Genomic DNA, 20,141 nt, shown 5'->3' with positions numbered 1-20,141 from the left:
AAGGTTGGCTGAGCTGCGGGGAGGTATCGGAGGAATGTTTCTGGATCACCGTCCAAGGCCGGGAAGACCCAGGACGGTGAAGATTTCCAAAACCCGATATCCAGTGGATCGTAAGGCTGCTCCGCTTAAGTGAACAGCATTACGGCGATTAGCCGGGTTTTTTCATTCAGAGAAAATTTCTTCTCCTTTCACCCAGGCCGACCGGCAAATTCCTCCGATCCTAGATTGGCTGCGATCGCTCTGAAGACGCCATACCAACCTTCCTCTGCTACAGCTTTGGCTGCGCGAAGGCTCATCTATGAGGCTCGATCAGTACCCCTCAAACGATGAATTTGGTGCAGTAGGTACTCATAACCAGGGCGAGAGACCGGATTGAGCCGCCATGCTGATCGCCGCCTCAAAGAAGGTATTGCAGGCGCGCGGTGACTTAGATCCCCAAGTCGTCCCGAAACTTGATATCAGAGAGGTGGGGAGTGAGATTCTCATCCGGGACACGCCTGAGGATCTCGCACGCGATCGCAAACCTAACATCTTTCAATGCTCGTAAATGCTCACGATTAAATGAACGGAAGTCATGCAAAAGTGGACGTTTACCTTGTTCGATGTCGGCCAAGATGTGGCCCGCGACTTCCGACATGCCCTCAGCGCTCGCAAACCGAGGGACATCGCATTCAGGCTTGCCAGCATGAATGTACTCGATGCTCTTCAGCACAAAGCTTTGTAGGACGGGCAGTGCAAATAATTCCAACGCACATGCCCACACCAGACGTTCCTCTTTGCGAGTCATTCGCCTACCCATTTCCCTTCTGCAGATCTGCTCGTGTGGCGATCCAGCAATACGCTGAGGCGCTGCACGGCTACGGCATTTTACCATGGCAGAGACATCACCCTCTGGATTTCAGGACGGAGTTCGGTAAGCCGCAATTGAGTAATCCCGCATATATGTATATAGTCATTTATACGGGCGGCGTGCCTTTGTGTTGATTGAGCGCGCGTCGTCGGAGTGCCACGCATCAATATATGGCTAATTCGCGACTCGAAATTGGCCTGAAGAAAAAGCATGAGAATTTCGATTTACTCCGACCTTCATCTTGAGTTTGGCGTTGGTTTCGAGCCACCCCACTGTGATGCCGACATCGCAGTGTTGGCCGGGGACATCGGGAAGGGTGTGAAGGCCGTAGGGTGGGCAAACGACGCGTTCAAATGTCACGCAGTGTTCGTGGCGGGGAATCACGAGTTTTATAGCGGGCACATTGATCGCACCTGGGAAAAAATGCAGGTAGCGGCGGCCCCACACTTACACCTGTTGGAAAACCAAGCATTTGTCTGGGAAGGGGTACGTTTCCTCGGCACCACGGCTTGGACGGATTTTACGCTATCAGGGGATCCGTTGACCGCAGCTCATGTAGCTCAAAATGAGATGAACGATTACAAACGGATCCGGGCTGGCGACAGCTTTCGGAAGCTGCGACCCGCAGACGTGATTAAGCGAAATCGTATTGCCTATGATTGGCTGAAAGGCGAGCTGGAGAAGCCATTTGACGGCAGAACCATAGTAGTCACTCATCACTGCCCACTGATGCAATTGATAGGGGGCGAGCACCAAGATCACCTCAGTGCGGCGTATTCGAACAATTGGCCGGAACTCGTGAGCAAGGCTGACGTTTGGATTTTTGGACACACGCATGAAGCAGTCGACGATAAGTTTTACGGGTGTCGTCTGATCTCAAATCCAAGGGGCTATCCAGATGAGGACACGGGCTTCAGCCCTGCATTTGCAATTGATCTTTAAGTTTTGCCAGGAATTGATGTGGTGGATGAAAAAAACATACCGGCTGATGTCGAGAGGGCATCGCGCATCAACTGGGGCGTGCTTATCGATGCCTACCTGACGAACGCCGCGAGGGTGGGCAGTCGTTACGCCGGTACGCTCTTTTTGGACTTTGCGGGATCGATCAGCAATGGCGAGACTGTAGTGACACCACCTGTGCGTAAGCTCACTTCACGTGGAGATTTCTGCTTAGTACAGAGCGCTTGTGGCAAAGATCACTACGTCATTGTCTCCGAAAATAGGCCCACGCACCTTCGATCAGTGTGAGCACATCACTTATCTACGTATAGATAATCGCTGTCAGGCTTAAGTGCTGATGGCCAAACGTTTAGGGTATCTGACTGATGTTGGATGTGTTGAATGCGTTTAGAGCGATGCAGACTTTATCTTCGCAACATCAGGTAACTGCGGTCATGAGCCAGGTTTATCTTTGGAATGGACATCTATGCGGTGAGGTTCATGGCGACAAAGAAAAGCGCTTTCGCGATGGCGCTCGCATGATGAGCTCAAGAATCAATTTTGGATTCGAGATCTCCGGCCATCGACTCTTTCTCACCCAGTCCGGGAGCCTGTATCTCATAGCCAGTTGGCGGAGTTTTGAAGAGGCTAGGGATGGCCTGGATTTTTCAGATGGCATCAGCCCCGTCGATCTCATGTTTCGTAGTGATCCTGACCGCCAACCGGACTTCTCGAATGACGTCGAGCTTGCCAATGAAGATGAGGTGAAGTTGATCAAAGTCGGACTTCCGAATCAGCGCAGCAGAAGGACGATCGCAACTGTGGACGAGACAGATCTTACAGGTGACAGTGGAGAAGCTGAGCGCAACTCAACGATTTTCCAGCTTGCCCACCTGATGGATCCTGAGGAGCTCAAAAGCACGCTTAAACAAGCGCGAGACGAGTTCATGGTATTGGAGAAAACTCAGGTTCTCATCGAATGCACCAGACGCCGTCCTGACCCGTTTTTCCTTGCACTGCTTTCACTGGGATACCTCCCGGAGTGGCAGGCCGTTCTCGTTCTGGATGGACAATTCAACGTTTCCGCGAAAGCGACACACCATGCTGCAATCCGCTTGCTAATCGCGCTCCCAGTCAGCGCGCTCAGTGATCAGCTTCGCGACCTGAGGTTTCAGGTTGACGTCGGCGTTTAGGGCGCTCGCTGCATCAGTAATCAGTACGCAGCTGCTCAGGCGACCCCAGGAGTCTCGATGAAGACCACAGCAGTTATTTTTGATGTCTTCGGAACTGTCATCAGCATCGGGGAAAGGCGCAACCCGCACCTGCAGCTTCTGCGTTTGGGCCGGCAGCAGGGGCGCTGGCCCACGCCTGACGATGTGAAGATGATCATGACGAATGAGTTCGGTTGGGAGGAGTTGGCGCGGCGCCTCAACATTTGCGTCAGCGACGAGCAGCTGCAGCAGCTAGCTGAAGAGCTCGAAGCAGAACTATTGAGTCTGAAGGTCTATCCGGATGCGGCGGAGGCAATTGCGCTTCTGCAGTCGGCAGGCGTCACGATCAGTTTGTGCTCAAATTTGGCCTCGGGCTATGGCCCAGCTGTACGCGAACTGTTGCCAGAGCTTGATGGGTATGGCTTCAGTTACGCGGTTGGCTCTATGAAGCCGGATCCATACATCTATCAGGCTGTGTGCCGCGACTTGATGGTTCAACCAGGCAGCCAGCTGGGAGGCGAGAGGGTGGTAATGATCGGAGACTCGATTAAATGCGATCGCAACGGGGCTAGAGCTGCGGGGATTGCTGGATTTCACCTAAGCCGCACTGGCAATGGGGATTTTGAAGACCTCGTAAAATTCGCAGAGTTAGTGGTTCAGGGATGAGGGGCTGTTTCGGATGTCAGCCAGCCGCTGCGAGCTAGAGCTGGCGGCATGGGGTGGCAGCACCAGATGAGCGCTCCGACTCATCTGGTAGGCCGCACGTTAACTTTTAAAGCGTTGAAGACCTTTCAAGACCTTTGCTTTTCACTACCGCAATCCAGGTTTCGTCGTCCGGATTCAGTTCCGGAAACGCCGCTATCGCCTTATTGATGATTTCCTCAGTGACAGCGGCCATTAGCCGGCCTGTCGTGAGCTTAATATCAGCATGCTGCTCTGCAGGGAGATATTTCAGGGTCTGGATTAGCATCTGATCTAAGGCAGCCATAGTGTCAATACCACCATCTCTTAATGCTCGTGCAGCGTTCAGTGTTAGTTCCATTAGCACTCATTCCTTTGGGGGCGTATCGTAAGCGACGGGCAGACTTACTAACACCTTATGCCGCCGGAAAGCTACATTCCTGGGTGTCCACTTCTGGCCAGGAGCAGCCGGTTCGACTGTATATAACCCGCCCCTTTTCCGACACATTGCTGCCTGTCGTCCTATGCTGAAATGAATTAGCAGTTACTACATCAGATTTCTTTTTTTAGAATTAACACGCAATAGAAAAGCGCTGCCTTCATGATGTGATTAATGCCGTGAACCTCCCTAAACAACAGGAGCGACTTCCTGATAAATTCCATGAATGAGATTTCGTAATACTTATCCCGACTCATACCTTCTTTGCTAGGATAATATTTCACTATTTGCGTCGATTCTTTATACTCATATTTGTAATGAGCAATGCCATTCCTTAGTTTATTGTCAATGGCATCCATATCAATCCGATAGAAGCAGTCGTCTATAAGCGCCAACTTACTTCCCAGATCTACATTCGAAAATGAATGCAGACTCTCAAGCTCAGGCCTGATCTTCTGAGCTTTCGTCAGCTTCAGAGATGACTCAAAAAGATCACTACATCCACGCTTTATGAGGTTATTCAATCCAGCTAAGAAAGTAAGCTGACGCGAGAAAACTTCTGCCAAATCTTTATAATAGTTACTGCAGAAATCGAAGTCTGCTGTAGATATTCGAGCGGGGATTTTCCCAAGGTTTTCCGTATTCGCATAATCGTAGAAAAATGCTGAGCGAAACGGTAAATCCATTGCAACCAACTTTGGATACAAAGACAAGCAATCATTATGCAGATTCTTGAGAAATCCATTGCCTAAAATTTCGTCAACAAATGCAATTGCCTTTTCATTGTGGTGTTGGTGAAGCCACATGAATAGCTCAGATGCCTTTGAGCTTATCTCGGAGTTATGCTCATGAATTGTAAACGGCGAAGACATCACGGATGTAGCGGTATACAGCGCGGCTAGCACATCCTCTTTTTTACGCGACTTCAGACTGGCTCCGGGTATTCTTGCACAAGTCTTTTCAAAATTATCCATATCTCTACGTTTGTACTGGGTAATCACACTTCTCAAGTCATTTTGCATTGGGTAAAGCGCATTCAGCATGTTCAAGCGTAGATTTAAGTGCTGGTACGATTGATGACCGATTTCTCGCGTAACCCTAAGAAAGGTGGTCATACCCATTACGTAATCGCCGAAGTAGACTGGAAAATCCAAGTGGAGATCAACAAAAGGGTTAGTTCCATTAAATAGGCCCTCAAAATCTTCTAATTCTGTGGCCCCCAGTAACTCACCATCTGACTGACCAAAAACAAATGAAATGCGCTCTTCACATTTTGGACAAGCGAATTGGAATGGCTGAATGTCTCTATTTGACATGCCTATTCTGCAATCTATTTTTGTGCCGCATGTGTTCCATTGAAAGCATTTGCAGATGTTCATGATTATCCTTTTTCGCTTTGTTATCAGCATTCAGCTTCAAAAAGCAAAATTCAAGAAACGATTTGATGCCAATGGCGGCGTTTGCTATACCTCAGATTACTTCATTGATTACACAAACCTCTGCCTAGCCGATTTTGCCCGACTTAAGCCGGTCGTCACTGGCCGCTATGTGCAGATTTTCGACCGTCATCAACGGCTGCAAGAGGCCAGAAGCGGCCAGCTCACAATCTGCTATAGAGCACTCAGAGCAGAAAAAAACATCGGGTGAAAGCCCCCCCAAATCCTCCAAGATAGGTATGGATCAGTGATCAATCAGATAGACATCGCAAGCTTCGGCAGCTTTTCCGGCCTAGTATGGAAGAAGGTCGTAAGAGACAGCGGAAAAAACGTTAAAACATTCCAGCGTCTAAACATTCTCTACGGGCGTAACTACTCGGGCAAGACGACCCTTTCGCGTATTTTTCGTGCGCTGGAAACAGGCAAGCTTCCGTCGAACTACACGGGTGCGTCCTTCACCGTTACTGGCAACAAGGGCGCTGTCACCTGCTCCGAACTACTGACACACGATTATGACGTGAGAGTGTATAACCGCGACTTTGTGGCCGAGAACTTGGGCTTCCTGGTCAACCAGGATATAGGCGGGGAGATCAAGACCTTCGCCATCGTCGGTGAGAAAAACAAAGAGATTGACGACGCCATTGCTGCCGTCGAAACCAAGCTGGGCAGCGTTGAGGCCAAGGCCGGCCTCCGCTTTGATCTGGAGGGAAGAAAAAAAGAGCGAGATCGTACCAAGGGCGGCCACAGTGCTGCTCTTAGTGCGTTGGATGGCAAGCTCCGCTCACACGCCGCTGACAAGATCAAGAAGAATCCCCAATACGGCGTTCCCGTCTACAATATCGATAACATCAAACGCGACATTGCAACTACTAAGACGGCTGGATTTACTCCACTGACACTTCTGGAGCAGGCTGCAAAGGCTGCGCTCCTCAAGCAAGAGGCCTTGCCTGACATTACAGCTACACTTGCCATTGCGCTCAGATATGAATCACTGAAGAGCCAAGCTGAACCACTTCTATCCAAATCGATTACGCCGACCAAGCCTATCCAAGAGCTGCTCAACGACAGTCTTTTGCAACTATGGGTTAAGCAAGGCATCCCTCATCATCGTGATAAACGGGACGTATGTGCTTTCTGTCGACAGAGCTTGCCCCATGACATTTGGCAGACCCTCGATGAGCATTTCAGCAAGGAGTCTGGCGACCTAGAAAAAGATTTGGAGAATACCATCGACGCAGTGAAAAGCGAGATCGCAACTGTGGCTGGCTTAATCACGCTGAGAAACGATCAGTTCTACACGGAGCAGCGCTCTTCCTTCGATACATGCAGCCAGGCGCTTGCAGATGAATTGGGTATTTACAAGAAAGACTTGGAGGGGCTAAAAAAATTACTGGAAGCACGAAAAAATGATCTTTTCCAACCGGTGGAACTGCCGCCCTCATTGCACAACCCCAAAGAGATCCAGCAGCATGTGAACGCTATCAATGACTTGATTGCCACTAACAACAACAAAACAAAAACGCTGGAAGAGGATAAGGCTTCCGCCAAGGATGCGCTTCGATTGGCTGACGTGTCTGCATTTGCGGATGCGATTACCTACGACTCGGAACTTGCCAACATAGCAACCCTCAAGACTAACGCCGATACCGCAGACACAGCCTATACGAGTGCGGAAAAAGAAATTCGTGACGCGGAGGTCGAAGTCCAAACTTTGCGAAACAAGCAGAGGGATGAGCGCAAAGGTGCTGGACGTGTCAACTCACTGCTCAACAACTTCTTCGGTCATGACGGCCTTAAGCTTGAACCTCGTGACAGTCCTGACAAGGCAACCGTCAAATTTGAGATCACACGAGACGGTAAGGCAGCGTACAACCTAAGCGAAGGTGAGTGCAGCTTGATTGCCTTCTGTTACTTCATCGCCAAGTTAGAAGACCCTGATAGCAAGGGCAAAGAATTAATCATATATATCGACGACCCAATTTCGAGCTTGGACAGCAATCATATATTCTTCATGTTTAGCTTAATTGAGAGCTTGATTGCCAAGCCAGTAAAAAAAGCCGATAGCTCAAACGCCTATCGATACAAGCAGCTTTTTATCTCAACACACAACTTAGACTTTCTGAAATATCTCAAACGCTTATCTATTCCAACGAAAAAGATAGCTACTGGGGACGGTAAGACGAAAAGCAGCTCTGACCACGAGCATTTCATGATTGAACGCAACGGGGCAGGAAGTAACATCCTGCTCATGCCGTCTTACCTCAAGGACTACATTACTGAATTCCACTATCTATTCCACCAAATCTACAAGTGCAAAGACCAAGCAGCTGCACAGGTCAGTCACGAGCCCTTCTTTGGCTTCGGCAATAACTTGCGGAAATTCCTTGAGGCCTTCCTCTTCTTCAAATATCCCTACCATGATGACAAAAGCGACAGCTTTGAACGAATCAAAAAGTTCTTCGGGGAAGAAGAGGACACAGCCATCGCCCTTGTCAATCGGCTCAACAATGAATTTTCTCATTTAGAAGCCGTACCAGATAGAAGCTTTAAGCCGATAGAAATCCCCGAGATCGCTATGGTAGCAAACTACGTATTGGACAAAATACATGCTTCTGACCCCATCCAATATAATGCTCTGCTGAAAAGCATCGGCGAACCTGAGCGGGCGGCTTGAGATACAGTTTTCGGGAACGCTGCCAACCAAATCGATCGTCTATTGGGCGGTAGCCTGACGTACTCCATGGCCCGCTATTCACCCAGATCTGGCCTCTGCCAAGGGCAGCCCTGGGTCGTTAGCCGTACTAGGTCGAGAGTCCGCTATTGGCCGATTTCTGCCTGTCGCCAACTGGCAGAAGTAGGCCAGGAGCTGCCCGCCGTTATCGCTTTTCCCGATCAAATCGCTGCGCTAAAGATGGCGGTTCGTCCGGTGGCGGAGGGTGGTACAAAGCGTCGCATTTTGCAAACCGCCAATACCTATGCAAAAACCTTAAAATAAGCGAGAAAATCCCTTACTTTGGAGCTCATATGCTGGATCTCACATCCACCGCCTATGATTGGTCGCTGAATGCGTTGATGAGTCTGCGCTTATACCGTTTCTCGTGAGGGCCACATTCTGAAAAGCCTTACCCGTGAGCAGCTCGAATCCGAAAACGAGCGACTGCGCGCTGCCCTTAGGCGAGCCGGCGTGGAGCCCGATAGTCTGGATGAAAGCCCTCGCCAAGACCAAGCGGGCTCTGTTGAGGACGCAGCACGTCAAAAGGCTGTTTTTGATAGCGCTGTCGACTTCGCGATTATCTTGACCGACCCTGCCGGCACGATCACCGGATGGAACTCCGCAGCTGTTCATGTAATGGGCTGGAGCGCGGAGGAAATGTTCGGCCAGAGCGTGGCACGAATTTATACCGCTCAAGATCGAGACGATGGCCTCATTGAGTCCGGGATGCGGCATGCGATCGAATTCGGGTATGCCTCGAATGAGCGTTGGCACCTGCGCAAGGATGGTCAGTCGATCTGGGTCTCCGGCGAGACGATGCCGCTCTACTCGGAAAAGCAGGCGCATCTGGGGTTCATGACGATTCTGCGTGATCGTACTAAGGAGCATCTCGATACCCGAGCCATGGAGGAAACCAAAGAGCGCTATCGATTGGCCGCGAAAGCGACGAACGATGCCATTTGGGATTGGGATCTCACAGCCAATCACGTTCTTTGGAACGACGCGCTCACCGACGCATATGGCCAATCCGTATCGGGTTTGGAGTCCACCGGTGATTGGTGGCTGGAGCACATTCACCCTGATGACAGGGATCGTATCTACCACTCCATCCACGGCGTGATCGATGGCGAAGGTAGTTCCTGGAGTGATGAGTACCGCTTTCAACGCCACGATGGCTCTTACGCCGAAGTGTTCGACCGAGGTCATGTAATCCGGGATGCTGAAGGCAAAGCCCAACGCATGATTGGGGCCATGCTCGACCTCACATCCAGGCGAAAATCAGAAACGGCGCTTCGCAAAAGCGAAGAGCGCTTTAGAACAATCGTCGAAACAATCGAAACCGCGTTTGCCATCGTTGAGGTCAAGTTCGATGCTCAAGATCGTCCTGTAGATTACCGATTCATCGAGGTTAACCCGGCGTTTGAGCGTGAGTCAGGCGTCGACTTGCGTGGCAAGTGGGTGACTGAGTATGCACCAGAACTGGAGCAGTTCTGGTTTGATACCTACGGCCATGTCGCTAAAACGCGTGAGCCACTGGCCTTCGAAAATTACGCAAATACGTTTGAGCGTTGGTTTGACGTAAAGGCTGTTCCAGTAGGTGATCCCGCTGAGAGACAGATCGGCGTCTTCTTCAATGATGTGACTGCTAGACGTAATGCTCAAGATCGCTTGCAAGCCAGTGAAGCAGTTGCTCGCGAGAATATCGAGCGTGTCCAGCTTGCTCTTGCCGCCGGTGCGATCATCGGTACCTGGCATTGGCATGTACCCACTGACCGCTTCACGGTAGACAAGGCATTTGCCGAGGCTTTCGGGCTTGATCCAGCACTTGGATTCCAGGGGCTCAGCCTCGAACAAATTATTGCCACCGTTCATCCCAATGATCGAGAAGGGTTGATCTCTGCCATCGATGAGGTGAGTGTCCGTGGCGGGGCTTTTTCCCACCAGTACCGTGTGAAGCGCACAGACGAGAGGTACTACTGGATTGAGGCAAACGGGCGTGTCGAACTCGCTGCTGATGGCGGCGCCCTGAACTTTCCGGGTGTGCTGATCGATGTCGAGGAACGTCGTGCTCTTATGGATGAGCGAGACCACGCAACGGCTGCGTTGAGAGCGCTTAACGACACCTTGGAGCAGCGAGTCGCGGAACGCACAGCAGACCTGATGCAGGCAGAGGAAAAGCTGCGACAGTCGCAGAAAATGGAAGCAGTTGGTCAGCTCACAGGTGGCTTGGCTCACGACTTCAACAACCTGCTGGCAGGCATTTCCGGCTCGCTGGAGATGATGGGCATACGTATTGCTCAAGGCCGAGTGGACGAACTTGAGAAGTACATTCTCACGGCTCAGGGAGCCTCTAGAAGAGCGGCTGCCCTGACACACCGACTCCTGGCATTTTCACGGCGACAGACGCTTGATCCACGTCCTACCGACGTGAATGCGTTGTTGCTGGGAATGACCGAACTCATACAGCGCACTGTGGGCCCCAGCATCAGTCTCGAAACAGTCGCAGCTGCTGAGCTCTGGCCGGTGAAGGTAGACAGTAGCCAGCTTGAAAACGCGCTACTCAACCTATGTATCAACGCGAGGGATGCTATGCCTAACGGGGGGCGGATCATAATCGAAGTGTCCAACCGTTGGATGGATCGCGACGCTGCTCGAACTTACGACCTCACTGAGAGCCAGTACCTTGCCGTAAGCGTCTCGGATACGGGCACCGGCATGACTCCAGACGTCGTTGCGAAAGCGTTCGACCCGTTCTTCACCACGAAACCGATAGGGCATGGCACCGGCCTTGGGTTGTCGATGATCTATGGCTTTGCGAAACAGTCAGGTGGGCAGGCACGTATCAAATCTGAAGTGGGCGTAGGAACGACCCTTACTCTCTACCTCCCGCGATACTTTGGTAGCGTGGATGCCGAGCGCGAAGAGCTTTACGCCAATGCTGTCGAGCTATCAGAACAGGGGGAAACGATACTGGTCGTCGATGATGAGCCGACGGTGCGGATGTTGTTGGTTGAGGCGTTGAGCGAATGTGGCTATTCGGTTATTGAAGCAGCCGATAGCGTCGCTGGCCTCAAGGTTCTGCGCTCGGATGTGCATATCGATTTGCTGATCAGCGATGTAGGACTTCCAGGCGGAATGAATGGACGTCAGATGGCTGATGCTGGCAGAGAGCTTCGGCCAGGCCTGAAGACGTTGTTCATCACGGGGTACGCTGCCAATGCCGCTATCAGTGATGGGCATTTGCAGCCAGGTATGCAGGTGATAACAAAGCCGTTTTCAGTGGACTCCCTCACTGCAAGGGTTCAGGAGTTAATGGCCGCTGAGTAAGCGGGCAGAAGCGATATCGATTAACGGTGCTGGCTCGATGGAGCGCTTTATAGATGTCCAGCACGCGATCGGCTGCTGCGCTCAAAATATCCTGTCTGGCTCTTAGAAGGCTGCTTCCTTCGTAACCGTCGGGCAGCTCACCAACCTGGTTGCGCGGCCATCCTCGGTTAATTTTTTCTCAGTGTTCTGAGCAAATTTTAAAAAAATCTTGGCGCTGTTAAAAAATCTTGCCAACGACAGAGGGAAATTGGCGCCCAGGGTGTAGTCGCTGTCACCCTGCAGGTGCTGTACGTCCTCTTCACTGCCTAGATCCCTGGTGCGCCTCATACCTGCCTGAACCTCTAGCAGCGACAAAACTTTTTCCTCAAGTAAGCCTTGCGAGATCTTTGCCACGCTCACCAGTAAGGCGTGCTCGATGAATAGGTCAGCTTCGTACAACGCTACCGTTCGTCGGTAAACCAAGTTTTTTTACTTCCCCCCCCTTAAAAAATTTTAAACGAGACGGAGTTTATATATTTGAGGGCAAAGGAAAAGCGGCGATAGGACAGTCCCGTTGTCCGCAGAATTCTTCCAATTTCTCCAGCGTTGTTATGGGCCTTTGCGGTGAGCTTTTTTGCGATTTCGATGCGGTGATGCGGGAGGGCGGTCTCTACGGAACAGCCCGACAGGGCGTCCCTAGGGGATCGTTATTTCGCAGCCAAAGGCTGCGACTTTTCTTTTGATCTCAAATAATTGGGAAAATAGGGCAATTTTTTTCAGAGACCACTATATGTTGTGGTTCTTTGATGTTCGTCTCTAAAGCAGGGGCTCTCGGATCCCGCTGCCTGAATACTCAGACTCCATGCTGGCCGTCCCGGCCACCGATTTTTCTTAACAAAAATGCACGGCGAGCCTCTAAGCCTCAACGCCCGTAGGTCTGGCACTTGGTTCAGATGGCTGACCAGGCGAGGGCATCGATCCGGCGAGGAGGCGCTCTATGAATGTGTTCATAAGCTCGGTGGTACGGGGATTCGAGGCTTACAGGGCTACGGCCAAAAAGGCTGTAATGCTGTTAGGGCACCACCCGGTGATGTCCGAAGATTTTGGCGCTCGCCCGTATTCGTCAGAAATGGCCTGCATGACCGAGGTCGATCAGGCTGACGTTGTGGTCATGGTGCTGGGCGCTGATTTCGGATTCGCCACAAGCAGTGGCGAGTCAGTTACCCAGCAGGAGTTTCGGCGCGCTGTGGCGGGGCGCAAGCCGGTGCTCGCTTTCTTGCAGAATGTGCCGGCGGAAGAGCTGCAGGACGCGTTCCGCCGCGAAGTGTCGGACTATGTCGACGGTTTGTTTCGCGTGACATTCGCCAGTGAACAGGAGCTCTCTGATGGGATCGTTCAGGGATTGAATCAACTCACCGTTACACGCAGCGCGGTCGCCGAAGCGGAATTCGCCGAGCGACTAAGGGCGTTGCAAGGGCATAGCCATTTTGGAAATTGGAACCAGGAAACCCGCCTAGAGCTGGCCTTCCTTCCGCAGCCCGAACTGGCAGGTTCATTGCGCCGGGTTCACGGTGAACATGAGTCTTTCTTCCTAAAACTCTGCAACGCCGGCCTCAGCTCGGTGAAAGATGGTTACGAGGATTTCGACCAAGGCGACGTCACTGGTATCGATACCAAGTCGGTGCGCTGGCGTTATCACGATTGCGGGCTGGCCAAGCTGTCGGTTGTGCTCACGTCGCCGGCCTCAAATGGCAATCCTTTCGCAAGCTATTACATACCTCCTTCTCGGGTAAGGCGGATCGCCGAGTCCTCCTTCGGGCTGATTAATCAAAGCAAAGGGGGGTGGTTCCAGCTCGGGCTCTACGGACTTTCTCACAAGCTGTTCCAAGAGCCACCGGCTTCACATGGCAACAGCATTAGCATGTCGCACAGCCCAACGGACAAAGTCGAGGAAAGGGTACTACTGATACCAGCGTCTTCAGCAGCGTATGAGCGTTGGCTGGATGAAGCACTCTTCCGAATTGGGCGGAAGCTGACGACTTAGGCATAGGCCCGGCGGCGATAGGGAGACGGTACGTTAGCGAGGTTCATATTCGTCACTCGGCGCTCTCAAGCGCCTCTTGAAGCGCAGTTAGCGCATCTGCCAGGCGCGCATCCTCTCTGGGATCACCAGTCGCTGGCTGGAACGACTGGCAGTGGCGAAGGAGGGCGTCGCGGTCGTTGTGGTTGAGATCAAATTCGACGTGCATGTAAGCCTCAAAATGGTTTCATCATCCAGATGCTCTCGGCTGTCACAAAACTGGTTGCCCGGAGATTTCACAATTGATGAACGTGTGAATGGGTGCCTGTTCATTGGTTTCAGGCTATCGCTTTAGCGAACGCGATAGCCCCTGAAAAATCCAGATGGCTCGAAGAATAAGACTTCATCAATAATGGTTTCGGCAGCGCCCAATCCCATTTTTCATTTGCCAAGTTTTCAACCCCAGACAGGATATCTTCGAGCCTCGGCGCCTCTGCGCGAGCGATTGATTTCAAGGCCAACTTGGTCTTGTCTGGAGAGGCGCCAAGTTCAAGTGCGAGTCCAGAGACTTCGCAATCAATTCCAGCGTGATTGAGGGTGAGCCCCAGAGCGTCGTTGGTCAGATCCCCGCGCCATGTCAGTAGGTAGGTTCGGTTCGCAGATCCAAATAAAGTGTGTTTATCCAGTCTAAGTGCTTTAAAGGTTTGTCGAGCTTCGCTGAGCAGCTTCTTGGCCTCATTGTCCAGGAATGGGTAAAGCTCTTCACTCATCAAGACAGCGCGCATTTCTTCCCGAACGCGGTCATGAACCTGCGCTCCGAGGCCGTCGAATTGAGGGGGTTCACCGCCGCGTGCCGCTGTGACGACGATAACCTTAGCTTCCAAGTCAACCTGCTGTACCTGCCAGCGTCGCCCACCGAAGATGATTCGCTGACCGACAGTCAACGGTCGATCAATGGGTACAGAGCCAAGGGGCTTACCGTCCCGTATGAGGCGGAACTCTTCCTGACTGATAAAGGCACTGTAGAACTCGTAGTGATTGATTAGGCGCTCACCAATTTCTCCGGGCAAAAGCAGACCTGAGCTGTCCTGTATGATCAGATCTTTCTCGCCAAGAGTCTTGAGGAGGTTTAAAAAATCGGACTTGCTGATGCTCTTGAAAGGCCCGGCGGTGACCAAGTTGGCCCAGAGCTGAGCTGCGCTCGCACCACCCAGCTGGGCAATCGAGGACAAGCACTGCTGTACCAGCGTGGAGGCGTGCAGCCCCTCTGCGCGTGGTGGTTCGTACCAGCCGCCGATAAGCAACCGGATCATCGCTATGGATTGCACCAGCGTTTCGCGCAGCTGATCTGAGAGGCCAGATTTTGCAGTCAATGGCCGCTCGGAGCAGTAAGCTCTCAGAATTGCCGGTTCATCTGCGCGGCGCCCAGAACGTCCCAAGCGTTGGCGCAGACTGGCTACCGACGGCGGGCAACCGATTTGTGCGACTGTCTTGATGTTGCCAATATCAATTCCCAATTCCAGTGTTGTTGTGCAGACGGCTGAGGCGGGCGCGTCTCCCGCCTTCAGCGCAGCCTCCGCGTCCTCGCGCAACTCTTTGGATAGGCTGCCATGGTGTGGCCAGAACTCGTTCAAGACACCACCGCGATCGCACAAAGCTCGAAGGCGGTCGGCGTACCATTCGACCTGCTGGCGACTGTTTGGGAATATCAGGTTGTTGCTTCCACGCAGTACCTTGTACAAATGCTCGGCGATATCTACCCGGGTACCCGAGTTTTCTTCTTGGTCGTCGTCTGGCCCTGGAGCGCTTGCATCGAGCTCGTGCGAGCTAGCCGGATTGCTGACGCCAGTGTCAGTTGATTGAGTTGATGCTTGGCTCAGCACTACCTGCATCGGTCGCTCCAAGTAACCTCGAACCTGAACCAGGAGCTCTTGGCCGGATGATTTCGACTCGACGACCTCGACGGCCTGCGGCGACTGCGGCCTTAGGAACGCCTGGGCGAGTGACATATCGCCCAAGGTCGCGGACAGTCCAACCCGAGGTACCTGACGCTCCACGACGAGCTCAACTCGCTGCATTAAAGACTGGAGCTGCTTGCCGCGCTCACTGCCGATGAATGCATGGAGCTCATCGACAACGATGTAACGCAAACCACAGAAAAGACCGGGCAGGGCAGTTCCGCGGTTCACAAATAGGGCCTCAAGCGACTCAGGCGTTATGAGCAGAATCCCTTCAGGTGTCTTGAGGAACCGGTGTTTCCTACTCGCCGAGACATCACCATGCCAAGCAACAACAGGTACCTCCAAACGCTCACACAACCTGCTTAGTCTGTCCCACTGGTCGTTTATTAGCGCCTTCAGCGGACTGATGTACAAGACCGTTCCTAAGCCCGCTTGGGAGTTGAGCATGTGACTTAGGATGGGAAGAAAAGCTGCTTCTGTTTTTCCGGAAGCTGTGGAAGCAGCGATGATGACGTCCCTGTCAGCATCAACCAGAGCCGGCACCGCCCACTCTTGCGCGTCACGAAGCGATGTCCAGCCCTGCGACCAAACCCATTGCTGTACGTCTGGATGCAGCTTCTCAAATGAGGATGAGTCAGAGTTTGAAGCTTGCGAGCTCATCGTCAGCCTCTACTGCCAAGTCCTGCTTAGCGCCGTCATCTTTGCTGAGCTCTATCGCTCCGAGCAGAGCGCGCCAATCTGCACCTGGGTTTTGTTCCAGAACCGCAAGAAGGTTGATGAACGCGGTGATGGTGGTACGAGGAGTGCGGAAATATGCTTCGCCCAGGCGCTGGTTGCAGTGCGCCATGAATGCCGGAATCGCTTCATCTGGCAGCAGATACTTTGCTGGATCAGCGTAACCGTAAACATTGCGCAGCTTCTGCAGCAGCACGTAAAAGTCCTCCGGGGTGAGGCTGCTTAGCCGAATCACTGGCCCAGATAGGTCGACCAGGCCTGAACGTGCAAATGTATTCTCAGCGAGCCGGGACTGTAGGGCAGGGTAGCTGTAGAGGCCACGACGCGTGTCCATGAGAAATTCGGGTGTACCGCCCAAAACAAAACCAAGCCCTTCAGCCGACCCTTGCAGCGAGTCGTTTAGGATTCGAAGAATCTGTTCGTAGTTGGCATTACGAGCTTGGGTGTTGGCGAGCTTGTACAAGTTGACCAGCTCATCAAGGCAGATCAGCAGCCCGGCGAAGCCTGCTAGTCTCACAAACCGCGATAGAAGCTTTAACTGATCGTAAACAGAGGCATCGTCGATAATCGTACGAACGCCAAGCGCGGCACGCGCATCCGTCTTGGTCGTGAATTCACCGCGCAACCAGCGAATTGCGTCCGCTTTCAGCTGCTCGTTACCTTCTTCAAATCCACGGTAGTAAGCTGCAATCACGTCCGCGAAATCGTAGCCGTTAACCATCTCAGTGAGCTCGGCCAAATACTGGCGAATGACGGCTTCTGGCTCGACGCCTTTGGTCTTGGCTTCCGATTTGGCATGCGAGATGAACTTCTCCACTATCCCCTGCATTGCACCACCGTCTGGCTTAGTGCGAGTGGACATGTTTTTCGCGAGTTCTGAATACAGGGAGCGTGCCTGACCTCCAGAAGCATGCAGGCGCCGATCCGGATTCAAGTCGGCGTGCATGGTCACGAGTTTGCGTTCCATCGCAATTCCGCGTACCAGGTTAAGAAAAAACGTCTTCCCGGCACCGTATTCTCCGATCACCACCCTGAAAGCCGATCCGCCATCTGCCAGGCGATCCACGTCTTTCAGTAGCGAGTCCAGCTCTCCTGACCGACCGACCTGGATGAGATGCTGGCCAACTCGCGGAACCACACCGGCGCGAAGTGACTGGATGACCGCGTCGCGATCCTTGGCTCTTATCGTACTCATAGGCTTAATTCGTCCAGAATTTCAGGGTTGATCTCGACCGGATCTTCGCCCTCGGAGAAGGGCATATCGAAACGATCAAATGCCATATCGTTGATCTGCTCAAGTGCGCCATCCAACATCAGATCGAGATCTGATGCGGCGTCTTCAAGCTCCGCGCGGCTCCATTCTTTGCGAGAAACAAGCAGACGCAGAAATGCCGAATGATCAATGTCCAGGCCGTAGACGGTAGCGTCTTTAGAGGTTGTAGGCGACGTGAGTGCATCTGGAATTTCACGGGCTTCTTGATCTGGCAGGGTTGCTGGGGCTGCTGGCGAATCACCAGCAAATACACCAGCTAGCAGCGCAGAGACTTCTGCTGTCTCCTGTTGAAGCTGGGCAATTTTGCTCATGTTTAGCGAGAAGCCAGCTGTAGGGTGCACGCTGCTCGGAAGCGTCGATTCTGAGAGCTCTCCTGTGGAGTGTGGTGGCGAGATTGAGGTGCTACCAGCTGCTGAGTGAAGATCGCTATAAACGGCTTTGGGGTCGAGGGAGAGCGCCTTGTATACCCGCTCAAGCAATTTGACCTCTGCCGGACTCACTTGACCATCAGCCTGGGCAAGGTGAGAGAGGAAGCTGGCTATTTTTCGTTTCGCTTCCATGCCCAATGGATCAAGCTTTTTCTTAAGACTGGCAAGCGTCGGTGGCTGGGTGACCTGGATCGCGAGGTGTGCGTTCAGACGCTTGCGGTGCCCAGGGGCTAGGTGAGTCCAGGAGTCGATATGGCTCGACAACAAATGAAGCTCTTCCAAGGACGCATCACCATCGGCAACTGCGACCGCGCTCGCCAGATCCAATGTAACAGCTGCGGCGTGGTAAGCATCGTCAGTACGAAGCGTTGCTTCCGCAGGTGAGGTGGCGAAAAGTGCGATGGTGTCATCTACCTTGGGTGTTCTTGCCCCGGAGATCACGTCCGGCTCAAAGCCGACGCTCAGTGTCTCGAAGGCCTTTGCCAGCGCAATGACTTTGTCACGCGATAACGAGCCCGCGCAGTTGAAGCGCCCGGCTAGCTCTCCAAGGCTCATACAGCACGCGCCCAACGCCACACTATCTTTAACGATCTCAAGCTCCCTTTGTGCCTCTGCAGACCAGAGCTGTGTGGGCAGCAGCACCAGACCATCCAATGCGTCTGCACTGTCTGGATTGCGGCCAAGATATCGGCTGTAAGGATCGAGGACGGTTGTACAGTGGTCTACTAAGGCCTGAAGCTTTTTGCGGGTTCCGGATGTTGCAGTTACATCCGGAAGATCACCAACATTGGCAGCCGGGACTCTCAATCCAGGCGAGGCTGAACGGTAGGAAACTTTCAGTCTGGTCTTATTGTTCAGCAGCACAATGCCCTTAGGGTAGCGGCGCGAAAATTCTTGTTGAAACAAAAGCGCGAATTTTTCAGCACAGCGATCTACAGCCGTACGCCGTCCGATATTGGGATCGTTCAATGCCCAAGCCAGTGCCCAGGCGCCATCGAGTGGGCATTTATCTGCGGCCATCTGCCCAAGCGCGATTCGGATAGGTAATGGTAATTCGTACGAATCTGTCTGATCGAATTGGGGGGCATTAAGGTATGCCTTCGGCGCGACCTCCCTTATTTTCAGCTGGTCAAGAAATCGCGTTGCATAGCTACGAAACGAGTGGTTGTGTCCGTAACTGGTTAAAAGGCGCCGAACCTCGGCCTCAATAACCGGAATATCCAGGCTCGCGTCGGCGTCTGTCGAGCTGTCCAGCAGAGCTCGGCGCTCCAGCCCATAGAAAAAAAGAAATATGTAGCCGATGTCCGCGACCGGATCGCTTCTTCCGCCGGCCTGCCACTCCAGATAGCCGCGGCGAGCTTCTGGGGTGACGCTTGCATAGTAAGGCCAATAGTCCATCCGCCTAACGCTAACGTCGATTGGCTCCTTTGACACCTTTAAGGATGCATCAATGAGCGATGGATCTGCCTCACCAGAGGCCTGACCGCGTTGGGTGAAGTAGAAAAGCCCGCCAGGCAGACGGAGGCCTGAAACCTCCACTGATTCATTCAATTTAAGCCAGCGGGGTTTTGTGCTTTGAGCTGTCGACTTTGGAATCGTAAACGTCTGACTAGACGATGATCCCAACTGCACTCGTTCAAATCCTTCTGATACAGAAGGGCTCAGCACGACCGTTGCCAAAGGGCGCTCGGGAACAGCCCGCTGATTCGGTTTGGAGCTGCTCGGCTTATTAGGGGGCAAGGTAGCGGTCTGGGTTTGCTCGCGAAGCCTGAAGATCAGCCAAACGATGGTAGCGAGTAACGCAGCCACCCCTAGCAGAATCCAGATCGGCTTCGGTACCTGTGCTGCCAATCCAATCAAAATGACGATTGGTAGGAGGGCGCTCATACCCGCGCTGCTCCCTTTGCGCTTCCGTGCCATTGCTATGTCCGCTTGTTGATGGTGGCTAAACACCAGTATCGCGGAATATTCAGACGAGGCCAAGGAAAGTGATTATGCAGCACTGAGCCGGAGCGTCGACAAGGCTCCGGTGGTGACTTCCCCAGCTACTTGCGCATAGTCGAGGCTCTGGCCCCATACCGGGCACGCCCAAGAATGCGTCTAAAAGGTGCTGCAGAAGCTGTCGAGGCGTACGCCCAGATCAATTTCT

Annotated in this window: 14 protein-coding genes; 7 read left to right on the top strand and 7 right to left on the bottom strand. The window is 52.7% G+C overall.

Annotated elements, in window-relative coordinates; translation table 11 throughout:
• Positions 1–427 precede the first annotated feature (427 nt).
• Positions 428–787: a hypothetical protein gene (locus tag BVH06_RS25475; RefSeq protein ID WP_139315657.1), complete on the bottom strand. Its 360-nt coding sequence runs from the start codon at positions 785–787 to the stop codon at positions 428–430.
• Positions 788–1,060: 273 nt separating this feature from the next.
• Between BVH06_RS25475 and BVH06_RS15690 the strand changes: the two genes are divergently transcribed.
• The 3 genes from BVH06_RS15690 (at position 1,061) to BVH06_RS15675 (ending at position 3,666) form a co-directional block, all read left to right on the top strand.
• Positions 1,061–1,792: a metallophosphoesterase gene (locus BVH06_RS15690; protein WP_075934679.1), complete on the top strand. Its 732-nt coding sequence runs from the start codon at positions 1,061–1,063 to the stop codon at positions 1,790–1,792.
• Positions 1,793–2,175: 383 nt separating this feature from the next.
• Complete coding sequence (locus BVH06_RS15680) at positions 2,176–2,982, top strand: hypothetical protein (RefSeq protein WP_139315656.1); 807 nt, start codon at positions 2,176–2,178, stop codon at positions 2,980–2,982.
• Positions 2,983–3,039: 57 nt separating this feature from the next.
• Entirely contained in the window at positions 3,040–3,666 is a 627-nt protein-coding gene (locus tag BVH06_RS15675; protein ID WP_075934676.1) for an HAD family hydrolase, read from the top strand.
• A 106-nt stretch (positions 3,667–3,772) separates the two neighbouring features.
• Here the strand turns inward: BVH06_RS15675 and BVH06_RS15670 are convergent, their stop codons facing one another.
• Both BVH06_RS15670 and BVH06_RS15665 read right to left on the bottom strand, forming a co-directional pair.
• The gene (locus BVH06_RS15670; protein ID WP_075934675.1) at positions 3,773–4,042 is read right to left on the bottom strand and encodes a hypothetical protein; all 270 of its coding nucleotides are present in this window, start codon (positions 4,040–4,042) and stop codon (positions 3,773–3,775) included.
• Between the two features lie 191 nt (positions 4,043–4,233).
• Positions 4,234–5,499: a hypothetical protein gene (locus BVH06_RS15665; RefSeq protein ID WP_075934674.1), complete on the bottom strand. Its 1,266-nt coding sequence runs from the start codon at positions 5,497–5,499 to the stop codon at positions 4,234–4,236.
• Between BVH06_RS15665 and BVH06_RS15660 the strand changes: the two genes are divergently transcribed.
• The 3 genes from BVH06_RS15660 (at position 5,492) to BVH06_RS15650 (ending at position 11,596) form a co-directional block, all read left to right on the top strand.
• Complete coding sequence (locus tag BVH06_RS15660) at positions 5,492–5,767, top strand: hypothetical protein (protein ID WP_139315655.1); 276 nt, start codon at positions 5,492–5,494, stop codon at positions 5,765–5,767. The two genes, BVH06_RS15665 and BVH06_RS15660, sit on opposite strands and share 8 nt — an antisense overlap.
• A gap of 36 nt (positions 5,768–5,803) precedes the next feature.
• Positions 5,804–8,230, top strand: a complete 2,427-nt coding sequence (locus BVH06_RS15655; RefSeq protein ID WP_075934672.1) for an AAA family ATPase — start codon at positions 5,804–5,806, stop codon at positions 8,228–8,230.
• Between the two features lie 483 nt (positions 8,231–8,713).
• Positions 8,714–11,596, top strand: coding sequence for a PAS domain-containing protein (locus BVH06_RS15650; protein ID WP_371915296.1), 2,883 nt, complete (start codon positions 8,714–8,716; stop codon positions 11,594–11,596).
• Positions 11,597–11,698: 102 nt separating this feature from the next.
• Here the strand turns inward: BVH06_RS15650 and BVH06_RS15645 are convergent, their stop codons facing one another.
• Positions 11,699–12,034: a hypothetical protein gene (locus BVH06_RS15645; protein WP_075934671.1), complete on the bottom strand. Its 336-nt coding sequence runs from the start codon at positions 12,032–12,034 to the stop codon at positions 11,699–11,701.
• Between the two features lie 538 nt (positions 12,035–12,572).
• Here BVH06_RS15645 and BVH06_RS15640 point away from each other — a divergent pair.
• Positions 12,573–13,619 (top strand): DUF4062 domain-containing protein, encoded by a 1,047-nt coding sequence (locus BVH06_RS15640; protein WP_075934670.1) that lies wholly within the window; start codon positions 12,573–12,575, stop codon positions 13,617–13,619.
• Between the two features lie 314 nt (positions 13,620–13,933).
• Here BVH06_RS15640 and BVH06_RS15635 read toward each other — a convergent pair whose 3' ends face one another.
• Genes BVH06_RS15635 through BVH06_RS15625 form a run of 3 tightly spaced genes read right to left on the bottom strand, consistent with a single transcriptional unit; the run spans position 13,934 to position 19,912 of the window.
• Positions 13,934–16,216: a DEAD/DEAH box helicase gene (locus BVH06_RS15635; RefSeq protein WP_083652070.1), complete on the bottom strand. Its 2,283-nt coding sequence runs from the start codon at positions 16,214–16,216 to the stop codon at positions 13,934–13,936.
• Entirely contained in the window at positions 16,191–17,486 is a 1,296-nt protein-coding gene (locus BVH06_RS15630; RefSeq protein ID WP_075934669.1) for an ATP-binding protein, read from the bottom strand. Before BVH06_RS15630 ends, BVH06_RS15635 begins: the two co-directional genes overlap by 26 nt.
• Positions 17,483–19,912 (bottom strand): TerB N-terminal domain-containing protein, encoded by a 2,430-nt coding sequence (locus BVH06_RS15625; RefSeq protein WP_075934668.1) that lies wholly within the window; start codon positions 19,910–19,912, stop codon positions 17,483–17,485. Before BVH06_RS15625 ends, BVH06_RS15630 begins: the two co-directional genes overlap by 4 nt.
• Positions 19,913–20,141 lie beyond the last annotated feature (229 nt).

This window comes from Pseudomonas sp. PA27(2017) (assembly GCF_001945445.1).
In the GTDB taxonomy this organism is placed as follows: Bacteria; Pseudomonadota; Gammaproteobacteria; order Pseudomonadales; family Pseudomonadaceae; genus Aquipseudomonas.
Note: the sequence above shows the minus strand (reverse complement) of the source record. Positions and strands in the feature narration are given on the sequence as shown.